The organism is Gordonia sp. 852002-51296_SCH5728562-b (assembly GCF_001665475.1).
Taxonomy (GTDB): Bacteria; Actinomycetota; Actinomycetes; order Mycobacteriales; family Mycobacteriaceae; genus Gordonia; species Gordonia sputi.
The window spans coordinates 1-3,793 of record NZ_LZMI01000111.1 but is presented as its reverse complement, the minus strand read 5'-3'; the positions used below and the strand labels follow the sequence as shown (position 1 = coordinate 3,793).

3 protein-coding genes are annotated in these 3,793 nt (G+C 64.7%); 1 reads left to right on the top strand and 2 read right to left on the bottom strand.

Translation table 11 applies throughout. The features are described from left to right. On the bottom strand, nucleotides 1–1,411 hold a 1,411-nt coding region (locus A5766_RS18855; RefSeq protein WP_064905937.1), incomplete at its 3' end, for an amino acid permease. 164 nt (nucleotides 1,412–1,575) lie between these two features. Continuing rightward, complete coding sequence (locus A5766_RS18850; protein WP_005205359.1) at nucleotides 1,576–2,457, bottom strand: DUF5995 family protein; 882 nt, start codon at nucleotides 2,455–2,457, stop codon at nucleotides 1,576–1,578. Nucleotides 2,458–2,669: 212 nt separating this feature from the next. Here A5766_RS18850 and A5766_RS18845 point away from each other — a divergent pair. Continuing rightward, nucleotides 2,670–3,793: class I adenylate-forming enzyme family protein (locus A5766_RS18845; RefSeq protein ID WP_064905935.1), on the top strand; the 1,124-nt coding region annotated here is incomplete at its 3' end.

Here is a 3,793-nt window from a genome sequence, read left to right as displayed (position 1 = left end):
CTTCTCGATACCGCGTCTGGGCACCCTCGTCGTCGGAGTGATAGTTGCTGCGCCGCTGCACGATGAATCCGGCCGCGACGATGATCACCGCCGAGATCGCGGAGAAGATGATCGCCTGCCTCTGGTCGTTGTCGAAGACCATCAGGATCAGCACGGCCAGAATGAACAGCATCACCACACCGGTGAGGTACGGGAACAGCCACATCCGCACCGGCGGCCGGTGACCCTCCGCGCGCAGCACGCGGCCAAGCCGCCACTGGCTCGCCGCGATCGTCAGGTAAACGAACAGGGCGATCGCACCGCTCGTAGCGAGCAACCACGCAAAGATCTTGTCCGGCAACACATAATTGCCGACCACCGCCAAGAATCCGACGACCATCGACATCAACACCGCAACCCACGGCACTCCCTTCGGCGTCAGGCTGCGCACCACCTGCGGGGCGTCGTGCCTGGTTCCCAGGGAGAACATCATGCGCGACGCCGTGTACAGCGCCGAGTTCAAACACGACGCAACGGCCGTCAGGATGACGATGTCCATGATGATCTTCGACCCCGGAATCCCGATGGCCTGCAACACCGACTGATACGAACCGTTCTCGAGTTTGTTGTAGGGCATCAGCGCAACGACGACGAAGATCGACCCGATGTAGAACAGCGAGATCCGCCAGATCACCGAGTTGACCGCCTTGGTGATGCCGCGCTCGGGATTCGGCGATTCCGCGGCGGCGATAGTCACGATCTCGGTGCCCATGAACGAGAACATCGTGATGAGCATGCCCGCGATCACCGCGCCGAATCCGTTGGGCATGAACCCATCCGGCTTCCACAGGTGACTGACACCGCTGACTTCTGAGCTCGGAATCCACCCGAAGATCGCCGCGACGCCAACGAGAATGAACGCCACGATCGCGACGACCTTGATCAACGCGAACCAGAACTCGAACTCACCGTAATTGCCGACACTCGCGAGGTTGGTGATGGTCAGCAGCAGTGTCACGGCAAGCGCCCAGATCCACTGTTGACCACCGACGAGGTCGGTCAGGATCGCGGCTGCGGCCGTCGCCTCGACCGGTATGACGAGCACCCAGAACCACCAGTAGAGCCAGCCGACGGAGAAACCCGCCCACCGGCCGAGCGCGCGGTCGGCGTACACCGAGAACGATCCGGTGTCGGGGTTCGCGGTTGCCATCTCACCGAGCATCCGCATCACCAGCACCACCAGGGTGCCGGCCAACGCGTAGGAGATCAGCACGGCCGGACCGGCCTTCTCGATGGCGTTCGCCGAACCGACGAACAGGCCCGCGCCGATGACGCCGGCGATCGAGATCATGGTGATGTGCCGCGGCTTCAGATTCGACCCCAGCGAGGTGGGCGCTTCCTCGGTGGAGCTGTGTGACTCGGTGGTTGCCATCGTTGTACGACGTCCCTTCAAAAACGGTATTGACCCGATGTGGTGCGGGTGCTGCTTGTGGCGGTACGGCCCGATGTGTGCGGGCATGTCAGTTACCGACGCTTAACCCTACGGAAGGCCCCGCGACTCCACTGGAAAATGCGGCAACGTCGCGAATGTCCGAATCATCGCAGTACGCCCCATGTTTCGAACGCGGCGAGAGCAGCGTCGCCGGTGTTCCACAGCGCGTTGATATCGCCGACGGCGGCGTCGTGAGTCCGACGATCCTGCAGCGCCAACCCGTTGCCGAATGTCAGCACGTTGTATCCGACGTCGGCCGCGCGCAGCATCGGGCCCGTCGCCTTGCCGGCGCCGACGAGCCGGTCGAGTCCCTCCCCGAAGAAGTAGAAGCGGAACGTCGGCCCGAGGTCGACGTGATAGGCACGATTGGTCTCACGGACGATCGAATCACCATGTGCGGCAATGGCATCGACCAGTCTGAAGTAGTCCGACGCATCGTCGGCCGTCGTGCGCGCATCCGCGGTGGCATACGCGAGGTCGACGGTGATGTGCGCGTTGTATCCGCTGAGCGCGGCGCGTTCACCGGAGACGCTGCAGGTGCCCGTCAACTCGAAGTACCGCTGCCAGTGTGTCGGCACCGAGCCTCCGGAGAACTCGGCGTGCGTTGCGTCGAGAAAACGGTTGAGCAGTCGCAGACTGATCACGGGCGCCCAGCGCGGGTTATGGAACGTCGACGGCTGCCGCTGGAGCGGCATCACCGCGTCGCGCTCGACCGCCGCCAATCCGAGGGCGAACAACCCCCTCCGGTCACGGTGCGCGGTCAGAATGTCGGTGATCTGCCACAGCCGACCCACCTGACGTTCCAGGACCGGAAGTGCCGTACCTGGCGACGCGTCGGCAGTGTCCGACAGTTCGACGATCCGCCGCACCTCGTTCGCCGACAGCGGGCTGCCGCACGCCCGTGAAACATCAGCGACCGTCGGCGCCGCGGCTGCCACACCCGCTCCGGTCATCCCACCACCGGCCACCGCCAGCGCGACGAGCATTCTGACCAGCGCAAATCTGGGTGCGACCATCATCTGATGCTAAGCGCGGCGTCGCTCGACGGCAGCGCTTGCGACAAACCTGCAAGCCAAGTGCGGTTCTGTGCTCAGAGCACAACAGTCCGACGAAAGTCTGGTGCGCGGGGCCGTTCTCGGTCACACGGACAGCTATTAGTGTTCTGGCTCACATCCACCTAGTAGAGGACCAATTCAACGTGAGCGCACCGTCGTATTTTCCCTGGGAGCTGGCCCATCGTGCAGCCGCACCATGCGTCCGCGACGACCACACCGAACTCGACTACGCGAGCTTTGCCGCCAGAGTCGACGCCGCAGCCGAGCAGTTCGACGCCCTCGGAGTCCGACGCGGCGACGTCGTCGCGACGTTCCTGCCCAATCGCGTCGAACTTCTCATCGCGATCGCAGCCGCCTGGCGCCTCGGTGCCATCGCAACACCGGTCAATCCGGCCTTCACCGCGAGTGAGGCGGAGTATCAGCTCGACGATTCGGGTGCCCGCCTCGTCCTCGTAGACGACGACGCGCTGCCCGCCACGTCGGACCGCAGCCTCCTCCACGTCGACGACCTCGCCACCGCCGCCTCGTCGTGGACACCCCCGGAGCCTCCGCAGATGTCCGACGACGCGCTGCTCATCTACACGTCGGGATCGACCGGCCGCCCCAAGGGTGTGCGTCTGGCCCACGACAATCTGCATTACATGGCGTCGGCGATGAAAGAGCTGATGTCGCTGACGCCCGCCGACCACGCGCTACTGGTGCTGCCTCTGTTTCACGTCAACGCCATCTGCGTCAGCTTCCTCGCGCCGGTCCTCGCCGGCGGCCAACTCACCATCACCGGGAAGTTCTCGCCGTCGCGCTTCTTCACCGACCTGCACACCCTGTCGCCGACGTACTTCTCGGCCGTCCCGACCATCTACGCGCTGCTCGTCTCCCATCCCGACGTCAGCGCAGAAGCCTTCGAATCGTTGCGCTTTGCGATCTGCGGCGCCGCCCCGATCTCGAAGGAACTGCTCGATCACGTCGAGTCGACGTTCGGCGTTCCGATCCTGCAGGGCTACGGACTCACCGAGGGCACCTGCGCGTCGGCGTGCAATCCCCTTGACGGACAACGGAAGTCCGGAACTGTCGGACCTGCCCTGCCCGGCCAGACCATCCGTATCGTCACCCCCGACGGCGCCGACGCACCGACCGGCGAACCCGGCGAGGTACTCATCTCCGGGCCCAACGTCATGCGCGGCTACCTCAACCGTCCCGACGCCACCGCCAGCACCGTCGTCGACGGCTGGCTACACACCGGCGACGTCGGAACCCTCGACGCCGACGG

Bases quoted from the DNA above. Each gene is read 5' to 3' on its own strand.
- A5766_RS18850 (WP_005205359.1), bottom strand. From the start codon at position 2,457: ATGCTCGTCGCGCTGGCGGTGGCCGGTGGTGGGATGACCGGAGCGGGT.